The organism is Rhodocaloribacter litoris (genome assembly GCF_011682235.2).
Classification (GTDB): Bacteria; Bacteroidota; Rhodothermia; order Rhodothermales; family ISCAR-4553; genus Rhodocaloribacter; species Rhodocaloribacter litoris.
Genome location: NZ_CP076718.1, coordinates 3,881,057 through 3,898,752, shown reverse-complemented (window position 1 = coordinate 3,898,752; position 17,696 = coordinate 3,881,057). Strand labels below are relative to the sequence as shown.

16 protein-coding genes are annotated in these 17,696 nt (G+C 67.5%); 5 read left to right on the top strand and 11 right to left on the bottom strand.

Features of this window, described 5'->3' with window-relative positions; genetic code table 11:
- Nucleotides 1-109: 109 nt before the first annotated feature.
- A complete protein-coding gene (gene nfi / locus GQ464_RS16130; protein ID WP_166973613.1) occupies nucleotides 110-775 on the bottom strand; it encodes a deoxyribonuclease V in 666 nt (221 codons plus the stop codon).
- 321 nt (nucleotides 776-1,096) lie between these two features.
- On the opposite strand from nfi, the gene GQ464_RS16125 reads away from it, so the two are divergent.
- The gene (locus GQ464_RS16125) at nucleotides 1,097-2,128 is read left to right on the top strand and encodes an IPT/TIG domain-containing protein (RefSeq protein ID WP_166973610.1); all 1,032 of its coding nucleotides are present in this window, start codon (nucleotides 1,097-1,099) and stop codon (nucleotides 2,126-2,128) included.
- 35 nt (nucleotides 2,129-2,163) lie between these two features.
- Here GQ464_RS16125 and GQ464_RS16120 read toward each other — a convergent pair whose 3' ends face one another.
- Genes GQ464_RS16120 through GQ464_RS16105 form a run of 4 tightly spaced genes read right to left on the bottom strand, consistent with a single transcriptional unit; the run spans nucleotide 2,164 to nucleotide 5,430 of the window.
- Nucleotides 2,164-2,544 (bottom strand): YraN family protein, encoded by a 381-nt coding sequence (locus GQ464_RS16120; protein ID WP_166973607.1) that lies wholly within the window; start codon nucleotides 2,542-2,544, stop codon nucleotides 2,164-2,166.
- 38 nt (nucleotides 2,545-2,582) lie between these two features.
- Nucleotides 2,583-3,026 (bottom strand): response regulator, encoded by a 444-nt coding sequence (locus GQ464_RS16115; protein ID WP_166973604.1) that lies wholly within the window; start codon nucleotides 3,024-3,026, stop codon nucleotides 2,583-2,585.
- Between the two features lie 48 nt (nucleotides 3,027-3,074).
- The gene (locus GQ464_RS16110) at nucleotides 3,075-4,778 is read right to left on the bottom strand and encodes an ATP-binding protein (protein WP_166973601.1); all 1,704 of its coding nucleotides are present in this window, start codon (nucleotides 4,776-4,778) and stop codon (nucleotides 3,075-3,077) included.
- A gap of 28 nt (nucleotides 4,779-4,806) precedes the next feature.
- A complete protein-coding gene (locus GQ464_RS16105; protein ID WP_166973598.1) occupies nucleotides 4,807-5,430 on the bottom strand; it encodes a GbsR/MarR family transcriptional regulator in 624 nt (207 codons plus the stop codon).
- A gap of 223 nt (nucleotides 5,431-5,653) precedes the next feature.
- Between GQ464_RS16105 and GQ464_RS16100 the strand changes: the two genes are divergently transcribed.
- Together GQ464_RS16100 and GQ464_RS16095 are read left to right on the top strand one after the other, a co-directional pair.
- Nucleotides 5,654-6,451, top strand: a complete 798-nt coding sequence (locus GQ464_RS16100; protein ID WP_166973595.1) for an SAM hydrolase/SAM-dependent halogenase family protein — start codon at nucleotides 5,654-5,656, stop codon at nucleotides 6,449-6,451.
- A gap of 48 nt (nucleotides 6,452-6,499) precedes the next feature.
- On the top strand, nucleotides 6,500-7,717 hold the full coding sequence (locus GQ464_RS16095; RefSeq protein ID WP_166973592.1) for a hypothetical protein: 1,218 nt from the start codon (nucleotides 6,500-6,502) through the stop codon (nucleotides 7,715-7,717).
- A 9-nt stretch (nucleotides 7,718-7,726) separates the two neighbouring features.
- Here GQ464_RS16095 and GQ464_RS16090 read toward each other — a convergent pair whose 3' ends face one another.
- From GQ464_RS16090 to GQ464_RS16065, 6 genes are all read right to left on the bottom strand, one after another.
- Nucleotides 7,727-9,100, bottom strand: a complete 1,374-nt coding sequence (locus GQ464_RS16090; protein ID WP_166973589.1) for a sensor histidine kinase — start codon at nucleotides 9,098-9,100, stop codon at nucleotides 7,727-7,729.
- 122 nt (nucleotides 9,101-9,222) lie between these two features.
- A complete protein-coding gene (locus GQ464_RS16085; protein ID WP_166973586.1) occupies nucleotides 9,223-10,524 on the bottom strand; it encodes an adenylosuccinate synthase in 1,302 nt (433 codons plus the stop codon).
- A gap of 222 nt (nucleotides 10,525-10,746) precedes the next feature.
- Entirely contained in the window at nucleotides 10,747-11,091 is a 345-nt protein-coding gene (locus GQ464_RS16080; RefSeq protein WP_166973583.1) for an STAS domain-containing protein, read from the bottom strand.
- A 35-nt stretch (nucleotides 11,092-11,126) separates the two neighbouring features.
- Complete coding sequence (gene secF, locus GQ464_RS16075) at nucleotides 11,127-12,035, bottom strand: protein translocase subunit SecF (protein ID WP_166973580.1); 909 nt, start codon at nucleotides 12,033-12,035, stop codon at nucleotides 11,127-11,129.
- Between the two features lie 99 nt (nucleotides 12,036-12,134).
- Nucleotides 12,135-13,997, bottom strand: coding sequence for a protein translocase subunit SecD (gene secD / locus GQ464_RS16070; RefSeq protein ID WP_166973577.1), 1,863 nt, complete (start codon nucleotides 13,995-13,997; stop codon nucleotides 12,135-12,137).
- A gap of 143 nt (nucleotides 13,998-14,140) precedes the next feature.
- Nucleotides 14,141-14,695 (bottom strand): hypothetical protein, encoded by a 555-nt coding sequence (locus GQ464_RS16065; RefSeq protein ID WP_166973574.1) that lies wholly within the window; start codon nucleotides 14,693-14,695, stop codon nucleotides 14,141-14,143.
- A gap of 164 nt (nucleotides 14,696-14,859) precedes the next feature.
- Between GQ464_RS16065 and GQ464_RS16060 the strand changes: the two genes are divergently transcribed.
- Together GQ464_RS16060 and GQ464_RS16055 are read left to right on the top strand one after the other, a co-directional pair.
- On the top strand, nucleotides 14,860-15,852 hold the full coding sequence (locus tag GQ464_RS16060) for a glycosyltransferase family 2 protein (protein ID WP_228350367.1): 993 nt from the start codon (nucleotides 14,860-14,862) through the stop codon (nucleotides 15,850-15,852).
- Entirely contained in the window at nucleotides 15,849-17,429 is a 1,581-nt protein-coding gene (locus GQ464_RS16055) for a hypothetical protein (protein WP_166973571.1), read from the top strand. The genes GQ464_RS16060 and GQ464_RS16055 overlap by 4 nt, the downstream gene beginning before the upstream one ends.
- The last annotated feature ends 267 nt before the right edge of the window (nucleotides 17,430-17,696 follow it).

Here is a 17,696-nt window from a genome sequence, read left to right as displayed (position 1 = left end):
CGGTTCTTCCCCGCCTCTCCGGAAAATCCAGCACCGGAAGGGCATCAGGCGGCCGGTCCAAGATACGGCGGTTCCGCTAACAATATCCTAAACATTTGCGAACAATACCTTAAAAACCGGCCCGGCTCAGGTGATGGGCACGCCGTGTCGGTTCAGGGATCTTGTAGCGCGGGGCGCAGGCCAGCGTGAGGCGGACGGCCTCCTCCAGGGTGATGCGGTGACCGATGCTCACGTAGACGGGTTTGACGCCGGCCCGCGTCCGCACGACGGCGCCGATGACTTCGTCGTCATCCAGCAGGGGGACCGTCGCGCCGCGTTCGTGCCCGGGGGCGGTGTGGGTGCCCCAGAGCCGCGTCTTGGCAACGCCGAAGACGGGCCGTTCGAGCAGGACGCCCAGATGGGCCGCCAGGCCCAGCCGGCGCGGATGGGCAACCCCCTGGCCGTCGGTCATGAACACGTCCGGGCAGACGCGCAGGCGTTCGAGCGCCGGCAGGACGGCCGGGATCTCACGAAAGCTGAGCAATCCGGGAATGTAGGGGAACGTCACCGGCCCACCCCAGACGGCCGTGTCGACGACGGTAAGCTCCGGCAGGGAAAGCACGACGACGGCCGCCTGCACCCGGTCCCCCCGGACACTCACATCCAGCCCGGCGATGGTCTTCGGCGACGTTTCGAGGGGTACGGCCCGGACCTGCGCCGCCAGCCGGCGTTGCAGGGCCACCGCCTCTTCCGGCGAAACGTCCCACGGGTGCGCATGATGAAGTTCGAACGACATGAACCGCGTGCAATGAAAAGAAGGACCGGAGAAGATACGACTTCCGCCGGAAGGAGCGGCGGTGTCCCGGCACCGGATCGAGTTCAGGGTATACCACTGAGCAGGGCTCAACCGCGTAAGTTCTATGCGAACGCCGCCTCCCACCTTCCGACCCGTCCTCTCCACCCCGGAAGCAGGTAGCCGGAACCCTTTTCCCGCCGCTTCCGGCACAAGCCCTTGTTTTTATCCGCACAAAGCGATAGTTAGGACAGACCTGCAGCGCCCGTAACCCTTCCCCCGACGAAAGAAAACCGGCGAACGGATGTTGCCTCGCCTCTGCCCATGAACGATGCTCGTCCTTCCCTGCCCGCCTCCCCGAAATCCGAGCCCCCTCTTTCCGAGGACCTGGAAGAACCGAAAAAGCCGCCCGGCTACAGGATCAGAATCTTCCTGCTGGGGCTCTACCTGGCCGCTCTCCCGGTGGCGCTTTTCTTCCTGATGGTGCGCTTCTGGCCGGCCGCGCCGACCGGTGCGGCGGGCGTGCCCGCGCAGGCCGACACGGCGCAGGTAGCGCCGGCAGACACGACGATCCGGCCAGCGGCTGTCCTCACCGTGGCCCTCCGGCGCTCCGGCGCACCGCCGGCACGCCGGCAGGCCGCCACCCCGGAGCCCCCTGCCCGTCCCTCGCCGTGGGACAACCCCGAGATCCGGCTCATCCTGCTCGTCCTGTGCGCGGGCGCCTTCGGCAGCTTCCTGCACGCCGCCAACTCGTTCACCCATCACGTCGGCAACAAGACCTTTGCGGCCTCCTGGACGTGGTGGTACGTGATGCGGCCGTTCGTCGGTGCCGTCCTGGCCCTGATCGTCTACTTCGCCGTACGCGGCGGCCTGCTCGCGATCTCGATCGGAGGCCCCGGCGACGACGAGAGCCTCTTCGAACGGCTGAACGTCTTCGGTGTCGTCGGGCTCTCGGGGCTGGTGGGGATGTTCTCCCGCCAGGCTTCGGACAAACTCGGTGAGGTCTTCGACACGATCTTCCGCACCCGGCAGACCCCGCCGCCCTACCCGAAGCCGGTCGTCAGCCGGGTCGAGCCGGACCGGGTGGCCGCCGGCGGCAGCGATCAGGTACTCACCGTGCACGGCAAACACTTCGTAGAGGGCAAGTCAGTCGTGCGCATCAACGGCATTGCCCGCAAGACGGAGTTCGTCGCGCCGGACCAGCTGCTCGTGCACCTGGGCGCGGGAGACCTGACCCGGCCTTCCCGCCTCAACCTCACCGTCGAGACGTCGCAGCCGGGCGGCGGGATGAGCGAGCCCATCGTCGTCGAGGTCACACCCGCCGAGCCCCCGGCGGGCGACGTGGCCGAAGGGTGAACGGGCGCCCGGCCTCCGGAAAAAGCCGTCCGGGGTCAGAATTTCCAGAACGCATCCTTGAAGTGTTCGATCTGCGGCTCGCCCTCGCCGAGGAGCACGCTCACCACGTCGAAGCGGCAGGGCATCCCGTCCATGCGGTGCTCGTGCAGATAGGCTTCGGCCGCCTTGATGAGGCTGCGCCGCTTGGCCTCGGAGACGGCTTCCTCGGGCCGCCCGTAGCCGAGTCCCGTGCGCGTCTTCACCTCGACGAAGACGAGGTCACCCCCTTCTTCATAGCGCGCTGCCGGTTCGAAACAGACCAGATCCACCTCGGCCCGTTCGAAGCGGTAATTCCGTTCGAGGATGCGATAACCCTGCTTTTCGAGGTAGGCGGCGGCCAGCGCCTCGCCGCGATCCCCGATCTCCCTGGTGGACATGCTTCCTTGCGTCTCTGGAGCACCTTCCCGGAGCCGGCTCAGTCGCCGCGTGCGAGCAGGTGGTGCTCGATGATACGCCACCGCTCGCTGATCTCGTGCCGGGCCACGACGAGCGAGTACCCGACCGCATCCAGGAAGCGCTTCTCCTTGCCGGCAAACGACTGCTTGGCAAAGAACCACTCGGCCTTGCCGTCCCGGAGCAGCGCCTTGACCTCTTCCTCGCCGAGGTATCCGCTGACACACACCACCGGCAATCCCGCCTCGGCCATGACGGCCAGCCCCTGCCGGTCGTAGGCATCGCCGGGGTTGAGGCTCACGTCCACCACCGCCACCTTCACGGCATGCTCCTTCAACACCCTGACGGCGTCCTCGTAGTTGTCCACGACGCGCACGGCATATCCCCCCTCCTCCAGGATACGCTTCAGCTCGCGTTGCCATGCGCGCTCGTCTTCGACCAGAAGCACTTCCTCTTTTTGCTGCATACAAGAACCTCGGTTTGATTTGGCCTGCAGGATACAACCGAAGATACGTTATCCGGGTACGGGAAGGGAAATCGTGAAGCAAGTGCCAACGCCCGGCGTGCTTTCCAGGGTGATCTCACCACCCATCCGTTCGATCTGGTAACGGGAGGCCCACAGCCCGATCCCGTGCGGATCCGACTCGGCGCGCTCCTTGGTCGAGTAGAGGGGCATGAACACCTTTTCCTGGTCCTCCGGGGCGATACCCGAGCCATCATCCCGGACGTGCAGGTCGGCCATCTCGTCCTCGGGGCGCAGGCTGGCCGAGAGTTCGATCCGCCGGGCACCGGCCTGGGCCGCATTGTGGAGCAGGTTTACGATGATGTCGACGAGCAGCACCTCGGCGGCGAGCACCTGCGTCGTGCCCGGGGGCACCGCGTTATGCACCTGCAGGTCCGGGTTGAGGCTGCGGACGTGGGCCGCCTTGACGGCCTTTTCGACAACCTGTCCCAGATCGACCGGTTCGGGTTTGCCGATGTCGCGCAGGCGGAGCTGGTCGGCCATCTCCATGAGGCCGAGCGTGTCCTCCCGGAGGTGATCCAGCCGGGCCAGGATGCCGTCGTCCTCGACGCCGATGGCCCGCAGCTTGTGCACGATGTCGTCGATGATCATGGGCACGGTGCCGGCGACGTTGGCCATCTTGTGGGCAAACTGGGCGGCGGCGGCGCTGAGCGTGGCGATGGCCTCGGCCGTGGCGGCCTTGCGCTGCGCCTCGGAGAGCTTGGCCAGTTCGATGCGGGTGGCCGCCATCTCGCCGAAGATGCGAATCGTGTTGAGTTCCTCCAGGCTCGGCGTGTGCGGTGCCCGGAAAAAGACATAGAGCACCCCCACACTCCGTTTGGCCACCTGGAGGGCGACACCGATGAAGGCGCACAGGCCGTTCGGCTCCATGATGTGGCTTCGCAGGTTGGCCACCAGGTGCGCCTGTTCGGGCGTCAGGTGTGCCAGGTTTTCGACGACCAGCGTCCCGGCCCGCATCAGGGTGTGGGTGAGGCCGTTGGGCCGGGGCGGGGCGATGCGGAAACGGTCCATGTCGAGCCCGGCCCCGACGACCAGTTCCCGGTCGAGCGTGCGCTCGTTCTCGTCCCAGGGATACAGGATGGCGGCATCGGCATGGAGCACCCGCATCGCCCGATCCGCCACGCGCAGGAGGGCACCCCGCAGCGTGGCGGCCTCGGCGACGGAGAAGACGGCCTCGCGCAGGGCCTCCAGGTCCTGGATGTGGCGCCTGTCGCTCTCCCGGAGTTCCGCCAGCTGGATCGCCAGGCCGGCGTGGTAGGCGAAATGATAGACCAGGTCGCGTTCTTCTTCCGAGAAACCGGGATGCTCGCGGTAGTGCAGGTAGAGCACCCCCACGGGCCGGGCGCCTTTCGGGTGGAGCGGGAAGACGCCGGAACGGGTGATGCCGGCCTTGCGCACCACCGGGTTGAGCCGGACCGGATCGTCCACCCAGACGTGGCTGCCGGTCTTCAGCGCCCGGGCCCCCGTGCCGTCCCGGCGAGGCAGGTGTTTCCATTCGGCCCCGAGCCCCACGCTGGCCTCGCGCTGGAACGCCCCGGTCTGCGCGTCGTAGCGGTGGATGCGGCAGGCATCCGCCCGGAAGATCGTCATGGCCGTGGTGGCGATGTGCTCCAGGATGCGGACGCGGTCGGGCTCGAGCAGGATCTTGGCATGAATTGCCCGCAACGCCCGCAGCACCTCGTTGAACGGTAACATTACCCGTGTACCGGTAGGCATGGCGCGGTCACTCACCGGAGGTCGACGACGTACTGTGGAACTCCTCTGCGATCTGGATGAACTGCCGGATCATGGGGGCATTCTGTTCCTGAATGAACGGCAGCAGGGCCCGGGAGAAACCCTCAAACACTTCCATGAGCTCCATCAGGTTGTCGATGCGCTCGCAGAGCCGACGCTCATAGGTGCCGAGCTCCGCACAGGAGGCCTCCTCGCGGGCCCCGGTGAGCAGCTCCCGGCATTCGCGGAGCTGCTGTTTGACGGGCTTGATCTCCCGGCGCTCGCGTTCCTTGATGATCTGTGCCGTGATCTGCCAGACGTCCTTCTCGGCCGTATAGAAATCCTTGCGCGAGCCGGGCTGGTGCACCTTGCGAACCAGGTTCCAGTTCATGAGCGAGCGCAGGTTCATGTTGGCGTTGCCCCGGCTGATCTTCAGCCGTGCCATGATCTCGTCGGTGTCAAGCGGATCCTCACAGGCATAGAGCAACGCGTGAATCTGCGCCATCGTCCGGTTGATGCCCCAGTTGGAAGCCATCTCGCCCCAGAAGAGCACGAACCGCTCGAGCGCCTCCCGGTAACGAGGCGAGGGCGCCTCCAGGGCATGATTCGAACGCGGATCCTGTTGCTCGCTCATCGTCCAAACGGCGTATCTTCCACGGGCCGGCACCGTCCCCTGCGGCGTACCCGGCCTCCGGCACCGACCATGGTGATGCCTCTATGACTGACGCCATGCGGCGCTGTTCCACCTTTTTTCAACGATCATTGAAAACAGGGGCGGCCTTCCCGCCCTTGAAACGCTGGAGAGAAACCGGGGTAACGCCCCGAACGTGTCCCTCCAGCCCCGGATGAACCTGTCTATGACTGCTCCTGCTCGCCTGCTCACCCTCACGACCGACTTCGGCACGCGCGACGCCTACGTCCCGGCCATGAAGGGCACGGTGCTGTCCATCAACCCGTCGGTGACGATGGTCGACATCACGCACGAGATCGCCCCGCAGGACGTCATGGAAGCCGCGTTCGTGCTCCGGGGCGCGGTCCCGTACTTCCCGGACGGCACGGTGCACCTGGTGGTCGTCGATCCCGGGGTCGGTACCCGGCGCCGGGCCGTCGCCCTCCGCAAGGGAGGCCACTGGTTCGTGGGGGCCGACAACGGCCTCTTCCCCCTGCTGCTCGACGGCCCGCCCGACGAAGCCGTGGAACTGAACCGGCCCGCCTTCTGGCGCACCCCTTCGCCGAGCGACACGTTCCACGGGCGGGACATCTTCGCCCCGGTCGCGGCACACCTGACGGCCGGGCGCACCCTGGCCGACGTCGGCACACCCATCGAAACACTCCAGCCGCTGCACTGGGCCCTCCCCCTCATCGACGAGGAAGGTATCCAGGGCTGGGTCGTCCACGTGGACCGCTTCGGCAACTGCATCACCAACATCCCGCGCCAGGCGTTCGAGAAAGCCCGCAACGGCCGCGCCATCAAATGCTTCGTGGGCAACACGATCCTGCAACGCCTGCACCGCACCTATGGCGAGGTGGCTTCCGGCGAACCGCTGGTGCTCTTCGGCAGCAGCGATTTTCTCGAGATCGCCGTCAATGCAGGGAACGCGGCCGAGCTGCTGGGCATTCGAAAGGGCGCTCCGGTCAATGTGGTCTTCGTCTGAGCCGGAGCGCTGAACCGGGCGCTCCGGCGCCCATGAGCCTTGCAACCCATGACGGCCTATCCACCTGCTTATCAGGAGCACCTGGAGCGCCTCTACGCATTCGCCCAGCTACTCACGGCGGACGAAACGGAGGCGGCCGACCTGGTGGCGGCCACGCTCCGGCGGGCCACCACCGCCTCGCCCTCACCCGTTCCCCTGACGAAAGCGGGACTGCTGCACGTGATGCTACAGATCCACCGGTCCACCACCGGCCCCGCCGGCCATGCCGCCGTGCCGGAGGCCCTCCGTGCCCGGCACAACCGGCGTGTGGTGGACCGGCTGCTGCCGGCGGCCTTCTTCACCCTGCCGGAGACTCCGCGGCTGCTGCTGACCCTCTGCGACGTGGAACAGCTCTCGTGCATGGAGGCCGCTCCGGTGCTGGAGATGGATCCGGAGACGGCCTGCCGGCAGCTGGCCGAGGCCCGGCAACAGCTGAGCCGGATGGTGCACGCCGCCGCCGACGAAACCGAACGCCGGCTGCTGGCCGACCTCCCCGACGATCCGGCCGAGTGGCTCCCCGACGCCCTGCAGCGCCTGATGAAGGCCGAACTGGCACCGCTCCCCCCGACCCTGCCGGAACGCCTGCCCCCGCCCGGATCCCCGGAGGCCGGCGAGGCCCGCCCCCGGCCCGCTGCCCGGACGCCGGCGTCCGCCGCATCGTTCGCCCACCGTCTCCGGCGTCGTCTCCGCCCGCTGCTCGTGGCTGCGGCCCTCATCGTGTCGGCCGGGCTCGTGGGCTACGGCCTCACGAAGCTCGCGCCGGCTCCGGAACCGCCGGAGACCAGCCTGATCCTGCTCGCGGCACGCCAGGCGGCCTCGGTCGAGCCCGCCTTCCACACGCCGAGCCCCGAGCAGGCCGAACGCTACGTCCGGGATCGCCTCGGCCGGCGCGTCACGATCCCCGCCATCGACGATGCCGTGCTCCTCGGCGTCGGGCAACAGGCCCTGGTCGAGGGCGCCGAGGTCCCGGTACTGCTGTTCGAGGACGTCGAGACGGAGGCGCCGATCACCATCTACACCTTCAACTACGCCTTCCTGGAGCAGCACCGCAACCGCATCCAGCTCGAACGCGACATCCTCCTCCAGATCGCCAGCGAGGACCACTTCGACCTGCACGACCTCGGCACCCGGCAGGTGCTCGTCTGGCGCCACCGCGACGACATCTTCGTGGCCGTCATCGCGGGCGACGCCGAAACCCTCCGCGACCGCATCCGCTTCCCCTTCTGACCCCGCCGCTCAGCGCCCGGCCGGCAGTTCGATGTGGAAGGTGGTGCCCTGCCCCGGGCGCGAGGCCGCCAGCGTGAGCGTCCCGCCGTGGTAGTCCTCCACGATGCGCTTGGCCAGGCTCAGGCCCAGCCCCCAGCCCCGCTTCTTGGTGCTGTAACCGGGCCGGAAAACGTTCTTCCACTGCCGCCGGTCGATGCCCTTGCCGGTATCACGCACCTCGAGGTGCACCTTGCCGTTCTCTCCCCATCCCTGCACCTCGATGCGGCCTTCGTCCGTCTCGATGGCATCGAGGGCATTCTTGAGCAGGTTCTCCACCACCCACTCGAACAGTTCGGGGTTGAGCGGGGCCTGCAGGTCGGGCGGCACGTCGACCTCGAGCCGGACCCGCTTGCCCTGCTGCGGCAGGCGACGGCGGATGTAGTCGGCCGTGTGGGCCACCACGGGCGCCACCGCCATCCGCTCCAGTTTCGGCAACGAGCCGATGTCCGAGAAGCGGTTCGCCACCCGTCGCAGGCGCTCCACGTCGCGCTCGACTTCGTCGAGGGCCGCCTGCCGCTCGGCGGGCGGCAGGCCGGGCAGGCGAAGCACCTCGAGCCAGCCCATGAGGCTGGAGATGGGCGTGCCGAGCTGGTGCGCCGCCTCCTTCGCCATACCGACCCACAGGCTGCTCTGCTCGCTCCGGCGAACGTAAGAGAAGCCCAGGTAACCGACCAGGATGAACAGCCCCACGAAGAGGAGCTGAACGTACGGGAAGACCCGGAGCTGCTTGACCAGGTTCGATTCGTCGAAGTAGAGGCGCTGTTCGAGACGCTGATCGCCGTAGTCGATCCGGATGGGGATGGGCTCGAAGGCGGCGGCCATGGCGTCGAGACGCGCTTCGAGCCGGTGCATCAGGCGCAGCGAATCCTCCGCAGAGCGTATCGACAGGGTATCGGGTACTCCCGGCACGTTCCGCCAGTTGACAGGGCGCCCGGTCTCGGCGTCGACCACGATGGCCGGGATGTCGAACGTGTTCGGGACGAGGATGGCGTCGGTGATGAAACTGAGCTCGCTCGTCTGTGGCATGCTCTGTGCCCACAGGACGGCGCGCCGGTAGCGCTCGATCGTTTCGGGCGATGGCAGGCCGGCGCCCTCCCCGGCCTGCCACCGGCGCAGCAACGCTTCGAGGGCACGCAACTCGGGCAGGTAGGGGTTGAGCTCCTGCGGCTGGGCCGCCTTGGAGAGTTGCTCGTAGGCCTTCCCCCACAGCTGCATGATCGACTGCTCCCGCTCGCCGAGTTGCCGCACCAGCCGGTTGGTGTAGGCCAGCGACGCCACGGCGATCAGCACGGCAAAGACGATCAGCCCGAGCTTGAGGTTGACGGATATGCGATAGGCTCGCATGCTCTTCGGCGGGTTGGGAAACGGGAAAACGACGCGGGTACGGGGTGGATACCGCCGGCCGCGGCGCAGCGCCTCATCTGCTCCCCTTCAACCCGCCCGCCCGGACCCGGTTCGGCCGCCCCTCAGACGGCGGCGCGGATACGAACCCCCGCGCCGTGGATCGTTTGCTCACGCTTGGGCCCGGTGGAGACCAGGCTGATGTCCACCCCCGTATACCCGGCGATGAACTGCAGGTAGCGTTGCGCCGCGGCCGGCAGGTCCTCCACCCGCTCGGCGCCCGTGATATCCTCCTTCCAGCCGGGCAGCGACTCGTAGACCGGCTCGACGCGGCTGAGTGTCTGCACCTCGGCGGGGAAGCGGGTCGTCTCCTTGCCGTCGTAGCGGTAGCGGACGCAGACCTTGATCTCGTCGAGCCCGGTGAGCACGTCCAGCTTGGTGATGGCGTAGTCGGTGAAGCCGTTGACCATCGACGTGTAGCGCAGGGCGACCAGGTCGAGCCAGCCGCAGCGGCGCGGGCGGCCCGTGGTGGCGCCGAACTCGTGGCCGACGCGCCGCAGCCGCTCGCCCGTCTCGTCGTGCAGCTCCGTGGGAAAGGGACCGTTGCCCACCCGGGTGCAGTAGGCCTTGACGATGCCGATGCTGCGGCGGACGGCCGTCGGCGGCACGCCGAGCCCCGTGCAGCAGCCTCCCGCCGTGGGGTGGCTGGAGGTGACGAACGGGTACGTCCCGAAGTCCACGTCGAGCAGCGCGCCCTGGGCCCCCTCGGCCAGGATGTGCTTGCCCTCCTGCAGGGCATGGCACAGGTATTCCGTGGTGTCCGTCACATACGGGTCGATGAGCTGGTCGAACTCGACGTACTCCTCGATGATCGCCTCCACGTCCAGTTCCTCGGCGCCATAGATGCTGCGCAGGATCGCGTTTTTTTCCTCGATGGCGACCCGGAGTTTCTCGCGCAGCACGTCCCGGTCGAGCAGGTCGACGACGCGGATGCCGGTGCGGGCGAACTTGTCCACATAGGCGGGACCGATGCCGCGGCCGGTCGTGCCGATGGCGCCGGCGTCGCGGGCCTGCTCGCGGGCCGCCTCGATCCGCTTGTGATACGGCATGATCAGGTGGGCGTTGTGCGAGATGAGCAGCCGCCCCTCGACCTCGTAGCCGAGCTCCCGGATCATGCGGATCTCGTCGAGGACGGCCACCGGATCGAGCACGACCCCGTTGCCGATCACACACGTGACCCCCTCGTGAAAGATGCCGCTCGGGACGAGGTGGAGCACGAACGTCTCGTCGCCCCAGCAGATGGTATGCCCCGCATTGGCACCGCCCTGATAGCGGGCCACGATGTCCACCTGATCACTCAAGAGGTCGACGATCTTCCCCTTGCCCTCGTCGCCCCACTGGCTCCCGATGACGATGGTGACTGGCATGATGCTCCGGAATGATGCTGATTCGAAAAAGCGCCGAACGTGCAACGTTCAACGTGCAACGTTCAACGTGCAACGTTCAACGCGCAACGCATGCACACAAGAGAAGGCGACGAGGGCCACCTCGCCGCCTTCGTCGTTGTTCACGGCCGGTGTTTCGGCGGGATCGTCCGGGCCGAACCTCCGGCGCGCCCCGAACAGCTTACGCCGTGCCCCGCCGAAGGATCACGCCTCCTCGTAGCTCTTCACGGCTTCTTCCACCGAGTCGTAGTGCTTGAAGACGGTGATCAGTTTCGTGATGACCAGGAGGGACTGGATGCGGTCGGCCACGTTGGCCAGGCGCAGGTCGCCGCCCGCGTTGCGCATCGTGGTCAGCCCGCTGATGAGCATCCCCAGCCCGCTCGAGTTCATGAACTTCACCTTCGAGAGGTCCACCACCACGTTCGTCTTGCCCTGCTCTTTCAGCTCGTGCAACGTCTCATGCAGCTTGGCGCCGTCGGGGCCGCCCATGACGTTGCCTTTGAGGGTGATCACGACGGCGTTGTATCGTTCGTCAACGCTAAAGTTCATTGGGCCTCCGGGCTTGATAGGAGTGGACACGTTGCTTACCGGCGGGTTGCCGACTGCTGCCGCAGTTCGACGACGATGGGCGAGGCAACGAAGATCGACGAGTACGTACCGATCAGGATGCCGACGATCAGCGCAAACGCGAACCCGCGCAGCACTTCGCCTCCGAATATAAAGAGCGTCACCACGACGAGCAAGGTGGTGCCGGAGGTGATGACCGTGCGGCTGAGCGTGTTGTTGATCGACCGGTTGACGACCTGATCGTACGGCTCCGTCTTGAACAGGGTGGTGTACTCCCGGATGCGGTCGAAAATGACCACGGTGTCGTTGAGCGAGTAGCCGACGATCGTCAGGAAGGCGGCGATGATGGCCTGGTCGATCTGCAGCGAGAACGGCAGAAAGCCGTGCAGCAGCGAGAAGACGCCCAGCGTGATCGTCACGTCGTGGAAAAGGGCGGCCACCGCCCCGACGCCGAAGCGCCATTCGAAGCGAATCAGGATGTAGAGGAAGATCACCAGCAGCGAGCCCAGCACCGCATAGATGGCGCCCCGCTTGAGGTCTTCGGCAAAGCGCGGCCCGACGATGTCCGTCTTGACCACGCGCGGGTTGGCCTCCGGATAGGCCCCGGCAATGGCCTCGATGATCTGCTGCTGCTTCTGGGTGATCTCTCCCTCGGCCAGCGTCCGGACGAGCAGCGCGTTCTCCCCGAAGGTCTTCACCTCCGGATCCGCCCCCAGCGCATCGGCCAGGATCCCGCGGATCCGGACGGTGGACAGCTCCTGGTCGCTCTCGACGACGAACTCCATGCCGCCCCTGAAGTCGATCCCCAGCTCCAGCCCGTGCACGAAGAACGAGACGACGCTGATGAGCAACAGCACCCCCGAGAAGAGATATCCCTTCGTCCGGCTCCGGATGAAATCAAACTGGGTGTTTTCGAAGATACGCATGACGTTTCTCTATGCTTGTTGCCGCCGAAGCGGCCTGTGTAACCGGTTCGTGCGCCCCCGGTGAGCACCGGAGGGGTCGTTTCGAGGCACCGCGGCGGCTCAGCCGTAGCTGACGGCCATCCGGCGCTCGATCACCAGGTAGTCGAAGATGATGCGGGTGAAGACGATGGCGGTGAACATGGACGAGAGGATGCCCGCCATGAGCGTGACGGCAAACCCCTGGATGGGCCCGACGCCGAACGAGTAGAGGATCACGCCCACGAAGAACGTCGTGATGTTGGCGTCGAAGATGGCGCTGAGGGCTTTCGAATACCCGCCTTCGATGGCCGCCTTGAGTGTCTTGCCGGTGGTCTGTTCCTCCCGGATGCGCTCGAAGATGAGCACGTTGGCGTCGACGGCCATACCGATCGTCAGCACGATGCCGGCGATGCCGGGCAGCGTCAGCGTAGCGCCGAAGGCCGCCAGGATCCCCAGGATGAAGATGATGTTCAGGATGAGGGCCAGGTCCGCCACGATGCCGCCGGTGCGGTAGTAGAAGATCATGAAGAGCGCCACCAGCAGCAGACCGATCACGACCGAGTTGAACCCGGCCCGGATGGAGGCCTGCCCCAGGCTCGGCCCGACGGTGCGCTCCTCGACGATGTCCACCGGCGCGGGCAACGCCCCGGACTTGAGCACCGTCACGATGTCCTGTGCCTCCGCCCGCGAGGCCAGCCCGGTGATGCTCGAACGCCCGCTCGGAATGCGCTCGTTGACGGTCGGATACGAATACACCACGCCGTCGAGCACGATGGCGATGTTGCGCCCGACGTTAGCCCCGGTCAGACGGGACCAGGTGCGGGCGCCCTCCGAGTTCATCGTCATCGTCACCTCCGGCTGGTTGGTGAACTGGTCGAAGTCCACCCGGGCGTCGGTGATGACACTGCCGTCGAGTTCGACCTCCTCGCGCACGCCGAGCAGGTAATAGACCTCGTGCCCGTCGGGTGTGGTGCCCTGAGGCGAGGCCGTGTACATGAGCGTCACGTTCGGAGGCAGCATGGCCCGGACGGCCGGGTCGCGCAGCAGGGCATTCACCTTCGCCGTATCCTGTTCGAGGACGCTGCCGAAGATGACGCCCTGCCCCACCGGCTGCATCACATCGAGGAGCCGGTTGCCGGTCCCTTCGTCCTCGTCGATGAGGGAGGCGGGGTCGAACGTGGTGTCGGCCTCGGCCACGGCGCTCGTGTCGACGAGGCTGGAGTCGAGCCCTGTTTCATAATGCTCGATGATGCGCTGGAGCGCCCGTTGCAGCTCCGCCGGGTCGGCCATGAGGCGGAACTCCAGGCGGGCCGTGCCTTTGAGCAGCCCGCGGATACGCTCGGGGTCGTCAATGCCGGGCAACTCGACGACGATGCGCCGCGTGCCCTGCTTCTGGATGGACGGCTCGCTGACCCCGTAGCGGTCGACGCGGTCCCGCACGATCGAGATGGCCCGGTCGACGGCCTCTTCGGCCTGGCGGCGCAGGTAGTCCGCCACCTCGGCGTTGCTGGAGCGGCGGGTGATGCCGGCCTCCTCGTTGCGGAAGTAGCGGGAGAGGCGGGCCTGCGGATCCCGCCGCTCGAACTCCTCGACGAAAGCGTCGATGACGGAGACGTCGCCCGAGACGGCCCGCTGCCGCGCCGCCGCCAGCACTTCGTTGAACGTTTCGTCCGTATCGGTGGCCAGCGCCCGGATCAGCTCATCGACGCGCACCTCGAGCGTCACGTGCATCCCGCCCAGCAGGTCCAGCCCCAGCTTGAGGGCCCGCTCCTGTGCGCTGCGAATCTCCTGAAAATGCTCCTGCAGGTACGCCTCCCGCTCCTCCTCGGTCATCGAGGCCATTTTCTGGTTGTAGTAATAGCTCTTGGCCGTCGGGTAGAGGTAGTAGCCACAGAGCACCAGAAAGAAGACGGTGACGAAAATCTTAAACCCGTTCCCTTGCATGACAGATATCGAGACGATTGGTAAAGCTGCGTGAACCGCCCTGCCGGACCTCCGGCGGCGCGGGATCACCGGCCCGCCTGCCGGCGGAGACCGGTGTCAAACGAAAAGACGGGCAGGCCCGCCGGCGCGGGCCGGAAGAGAAGCTAGGGACCGAGCGGCTGCTCAGACAAGCACAGGTGCCGGGCGCGTTCCGCTCCGAGCGCCCCGCTGCGGCACGGGGCGACGACCCGGTCCACCACGCCGGAGCGGCGCTCCCGCTGAAACACCGGCAGCGACCCGGAGCGCTCGGACGTCTTTCCTTGGGCAACCGCCGACGACACTTCGGTGCGCGGCAGCAAACCCTCTCCGACCAGCCGCTGGTACCGCCGCTGCAGGTACAGGATGAGGGCCTCCGCCGAAAGGGCTTCCCCCGTGAACACCACCGCCACAGCGGCTGCCCCCCGCCCGGCCTCGTAGGCCTCGACGAACGCCGTCAGAAACGCGTGGAGCGACCGGGGCCGCCGGGCCTCCGCCTGGGCGAGCGCCTGCTCGAACGCCTCATCGACCGGCTCGCGCACCAGGCTCCGGAGCCAGTCCGAAAACGGAAGGGCGACGGGCCGGGATGCCTGCGCCACCGGCGCCAGCAGCACCGGCAAAAGGCTGACCCCCAGGCAGAGGACCACCAGCCGCAAAACCCATGTCGACCGCAGGCAACGCATGCAACCCGTCTCGTGTGCCCGGTACACCTTCGAAATAGCTTTTGAAGGTATGAAGTTTTTTCCCTTCGATCAACGACCTTCGGATGAAGGTTCGGGGCATTATATTTACCGGTGGGCCTGCCGATCCCGCCCCCGTGTCCCGTCGTTTCTCCGCCCGCCGCCCGATGCCTTCCCCGTCCATCCTGCTTTCCGTCGTGATACCGGTGTACAACGAGGGCGCCGGCGTGCTGGATGTGCTGCGCGCCGTGGAGCCGCCCCTTCGGGCCTGCGCACCCTCGCACGAGATCCTCTTCGTCGACGACGGCTCGCAGGACGACACCTGGGCCTTCATCCGGCAGGTCTGCGACGACCGCACCGGTGTGCGCGGGATCCGGCTGACCCGCAATTTCGGCAAGGAGGCCGCCCTGTGGGCCGGGCTCGCACAGGCCCGTGGGCAGGCCGTGCTCGTCATGGACGGCGACCTTCAGCACCCGCCGGCCCTCATCCCCCGTATGATCGAACTGTGGCAACAGACCGGGGTCGAGGTCGTGGAGGCGATCAAGATGGACCGCGGCAACGAAAAACTCCTTCACCGCCTCGGCGCCCGGGCCTTCTACACCCTGATGAACCGGCTCTCCGGCTTCGGCCTGGAACGCTCCTCCGACTTCAAGCTCCTGGACCGCCGTGCGGTGGACCAGCTCCTCCGGCTCGAAGAACGCAACCTGTTCTTCCGGGGACTGGTGGCCTGGATGGGTTTCGAACGCCTCCAGATCCCCTTCTCCGTGCCCGAACGTGCGCAGGGCCGCTCAAAGTGGAGCTTCCCGAAGCTGGCGGCCTTCTTCACCCGTTCCATCACGTCGTTCTCGACGCTGCCGCTCCAGCTGATCACCCTGGCGGGGCTGCTCTTTCTGGTCTTCGCGCTGGTCCTGGGTACGAAGGTGTTCGTGCAATGGTGGATGGGCCAGGCCGTGGAAGGCTTCACCACGGTCATCCTGCTGCTGGAAATCATCGGCAGCCTGCTGATGCTCAGCCTGGGCGTCATTGGCCTCTACCTGGCCCGGATCTACGAGGAAGTCAAACGCCGGCCCCGGTCCGTCATCCGCGAGACCCTGCCCCGGTCGCCCTCCCTGCCCGCCGCCTCCGAAGCCGCTCCCACCGACGCCGCCGGCCTGCCATGAACGCCCCTTCCGGCCCTCTTCACCCGGCGCGCGGTGTCCGCTCCGGTCCCTGGACGATGCGGCATCCCTGGCGCCTCTGGACCGGCCTGCTGGCCCTCGTGCTGGCCGTCCACCTGCTCACGCTCACGACGTCGCCCCCGCTATGGCAGGACGAGGTGCAGCAGGTCGATTTCGGGCGGCTGGTGCTGGAGCCGGAGAGCGCCTGGTCGGCGAAGTGGTCGCCGACGACCGGGCGACCCATCCGGGTGTGGTCCTACGTGGCGCCGCTCGTGCACGAGGCCGGCTACCGGCTGGCCGGGGGCTCTCCGGCGGGCTCACGGCTGGCGGCCCTGCTGGGGGCGTTCCTGGCGGCCTCGGCCCTGCTCGCCTGGCTCCTGGCCCGGCGCCTCCCCGCGGCGGCCGCGCTCATGACTGCCCTGGCCTTCCTGCTCGACCCGCTGATGGTCAAGAGCTACAAGGGGGGACGGGTGGACGGCTGGGCCATGGCCGCTGCCCTGGCGGCCTGCCTGCTGCTCCGCCGTGCGGATGAAGCTCCGCCGTACCGATCGCAGGCTCGCCTGGCCCTGGCCGGTGCCCTGACCGCGCTGGCGCCGCTCCTGTGGCAGTCGGCCGTCATTCTCTACCCGCTGATCTTGCTCGAACTCATCCCCCTGCTGCACGGCGCGCTCCGCCGGGAAGGACCGGCCGGGGTCACCCGGCGGCTGGGCGCCTTCGCCGGCGGCAGTCTGCTGGCCGCCCTCGTGGCCCTGCTGCCCCTGCTCCCCACCGCCGCGATGCTGATCGAGGACGCCCGCCTGTTCCTGGCCTCCAGCGCCGGCACGGGCGCCCCGCTCCAGGGCCTGCTCCGGCGCCTGCTGCGTGTGGACGACGTCGCCGGCGTGCTCCTGCCATCGGCCCCGCTGGTGCTGGCCGGCCTGGCCGGCTTGCTCGTCCGCCGGGCGGGTGGGATGGCCCTGGCCCTGCTGGGCGGCTACGTGCTCGTCTCCCTGACGCTCATCTACAGCGGCCGCGTCCTCTACCTGCTGCCCTACCTGGCCCCGGCGGCCGCGCTGCTGATCGCCCCCGCCTTCGAGAGCCCGGCCGCCACGACGACCCGCCGGGGCCTCCGGCTCGCGGCCCTCGGGCTCACAGGATGGGCCGTCGCCGTCTCCCTCGTCGCCCGTCCCCTCCTCACGTTCCGGCAGGCCGACGCCCGCGACCCGGCCGGCCTCTACCGGATGAGCCGGGAGGTCATCGGGGAAGGCCCACACCGCGTCTACCTGGACCGCACCTTCCCGCTCTACTTCCCCGGGCGCCCCCTCGGCTGGCACCTCTATGCCCCAAACTGGGAAATCGTGGGCAACAATCCCGCCGCCCGCCGGCACCTCACCGAACTGTTCGACCGGATCGACTTCGCCGTGTTCGAGCACGACCGGCTCGGCAAAACGGCGGATAGCAGCCTCCGCGCCATCGGGCTTACCTCGCTGGGCACCTTCTGCCCGCACGCCGCCGGTTACGCCTGTCCCGAGGGCGCGCCCCCACCGCCCCTGGCCTACGGCCCCTACACGATCTACGCACGGGCGAAGGAGCATCGATAGGGCCGGGGGCATCGTCGCTGGCGGCGTGACGAGCGAAACCGATCCCGGGTGAAGCCTGAAAAGCCCCCGAAACCCTGGAAGCGGTACCGAACCGGTTAGTTTACGCGCTCTTCAACGACCGGCGCCTTCCGGACCGGAGCGCGATACGTATCTTCGGGCCGAAGCATCGCAAGACCGGTGGAGCCCGGCCGGTCCTGATTCGTTCCACGCCTACCTGCGGCGACTACGAGCAGGGTTCCGCCGGTACAACCGTGCCGTATTCTCCTG

Excerpts from the sequence above, each read along its gene's own strand:
- nfi (WP_166973613.1), bottom strand. The coding sequence starts at position 775 with ATGTCGTTCGAACTTCATCATGCGCACCCGTGGGACGTTTCGCCGGAA.
- GQ464_RS16125 (WP_166973610.1), top strand. The coding sequence starts at position 1,097 with ATGAACGATGCTCGTCCTTCCCTGCCCGCCTCCCCGAAATCCGAGCCC.
- GQ464_RS16120 (WP_166973607.1), bottom strand. The coding sequence starts at position 2,544 with ATGTCCACCAGGGAGATCGGGGATCGCGGCGAGGCGCTGGCCGCCGCC.
- GQ464_RS16115 (WP_166973604.1), bottom strand. The coding sequence starts at position 3,026 with ATGCAGCAAAAAGAGGAAGTGCTTCTGGTCGAAGACGAGCGCGCATGG.
- GQ464_RS16110 (WP_166973601.1), bottom strand. The coding sequence starts at position 4,778 with ATGTTACCGTTCAACGAGGTGCTGCGGGCGTTGCGGGCAATTCATGCC.
- GQ464_RS16105 (WP_166973598.1), bottom strand. The coding sequence starts at position 5,430 with ATGAGCGAGCAACAGGATCCGCGTTCGAATCATGCCCTGGAGGCGCCC.
- GQ464_RS16100 (WP_166973595.1), top strand. The coding sequence starts at position 5,654 with ATGACTGCTCCTGCTCGCCTGCTCACCCTCACGACCGACTTCGGCACG.
- GQ464_RS16095 (WP_166973592.1), top strand. The coding sequence starts at position 6,500 with ATGACGGCCTATCCACCTGCTTATCAGGAGCACCTGGAGCGCCTCTAC.
- GQ464_RS16090 (WP_166973589.1), bottom strand. The coding sequence starts at position 9,100 with ATGCGAGCCTATCGCATATCCGTCAACCTCAAGCTCGGGCTGATCGTC.
- GQ464_RS16085 (WP_166973586.1), bottom strand. The coding sequence starts at position 10,524 with ATGCCAGTCACCATCGTCATCGGGAGCCAGTGGGGCGACGAGGGCAAG.
- GQ464_RS16080 (WP_166973583.1), bottom strand. The coding sequence starts at position 11,091 with ATGAACTTTAGCGTTGACGAACGATACAACGCCGTCGTGATCACCCTC.
- secF (WP_166973580.1), bottom strand. The coding sequence starts at position 12,035 with ATGCGTATCTTCGAAAACACCCAGTTTGATTTCATCCGGAGCCGGACG.
- secD (WP_166973577.1), bottom strand. The coding sequence starts at position 13,997 with ATGCAAGGGAACGGGTTTAAGATTTTCGTCACCGTCTTCTTTCTGGTG.
- GQ464_RS16065 (WP_166973574.1), bottom strand. The coding sequence starts at position 14,695 with ATGCGTTGCCTGCGGTCGACATGGGTTTTGCGGCTGGTGGTCCTCTGC.
- GQ464_RS16060 (WP_228350367.1), top strand. The coding sequence starts at position 14,860 with ATGCCTTCCCCGTCCATCCTGCTTTCCGTCGTGATACCGGTGTACAAC.
- GQ464_RS16055 (WP_166973571.1), top strand. The coding sequence starts at position 15,849 with ATGAACGCCCCTTCCGGCCCTCTTCACCCGGCGCGCGGTGTCCGCTCC.